Here is a 1083-nt window from a genome sequence, read left to right as displayed (position 1 = left end):
CGCACCCCCGAATAGCTCCACACCACATCGGCGCGCTGCACCGGCGCGGCAAAATACTCGCTGGCCGCCGCGCACAGATAATCGGTCTCCGCAGCGGTGATCGTCACCTCGGCCGGATTGCCGTGATAATCCTGGTCCGTCGTGCCGATCAGCGTGAATTCCTGCTCATAGGGAATGGCGAAGATGATGCGCCCGTCGGTGTTCTGGAAGAAATAGGCGCGCGGATCGTCGAACTTCTTGCGCACCACGATGTGGCTGCCCTGCACCAGGCGCACATTGTGCGCCGCGTTGAGCCCGGCCACGCCGGTCAGGACCTCGTCCACCCAGGGACCGGCCGCATTGACCACGAGCCGCGCCCGCACCGTCTCCACCGCCCCCGACAGGGCGTCCTGCACGTCCAGCGTCCAGCCATCGGCCGCGCGCCGCGCCGCCGTCACCTTGCTGCGGGTGCGGATCACCGCGCCGCGGTCGGCCGCATCGCGCGCATTGAGCGCCACCAGCCGTGCATCATTGACCCAGCAGTCGGAATATTCGAACGCCCGCGTATAGAGCGACTTCAGCGGCCTGGCCGCCGCATCGCGCGTCATGTCGAGCGTGCGCGTCGCAGGCAGCTTCCTGCGCCCGCCAATGTGATCGTAGAGGAACAGGCCCAGCCGCAGCAGCCAGGCCGGGCGCAGCCCCGCATGGTGCGGCAGCACGAAGCGCAGCGGCCAGATGATGTGCGGCGCCGCCGCCCACAGCACCTCGCGCTCCATCAGCGCCTCGCGCACCAGGCGGAACTCGTAATATTCCAGATAGCGCAGCCCGCCATGGATCAGCTTGGTGGAGGCCGACGAGGTGCCGCTGGCCAGGTCGTTCATCTCGGCCAGACACACGCTGTAGCCACGCCCCACCGCATCGCGGGCAATGCCGCAGCCATTGATGCCGCCGCCAATCACGAAAATGTCGTAGATCCCGTCCTGTGCCACCGCTCATCTCCCTGTTCGCAACCGTCCTGCCCGCCAGCGCCAGTCAATATAGCACCACTGCGAAACAAATACGAAACCAAAAGAAAATATAACGCGCATCAACTCCCCCGGCAAG

The 1083-nt window shown here is 65.9% G+C and carries 1 protein-coding gene; it reads right to left on the bottom strand.

Features of this window, described 5'->3' with window-relative positions; genetic code table 11:
* Positions 1–968 (bottom strand): glycerol-3-phosphate dehydrogenase (glpD, locus tag ACIQWS_RS25380; protein ID WP_403185153.1); only part of this gene is annotated, 968 nt, incomplete at its 3' end.
* Between the last annotated feature and the right edge of the window lie 115 nt (positions 969–1083).

Source organism: Phyllobacterium sp. NPDC097923 (assembly GCF_044760925.1).
Taxonomy (GTDB): Bacteria; Pseudomonadota; Alphaproteobacteria; order Rhizobiales; family Rhizobiaceae; genus Phyllobacterium; species Phyllobacterium calauticae.
The sequence above is the reverse complement of the archived record's forward strand: the minus strand, read 5'-3'. Positions and strand labels throughout refer to the sequence as shown.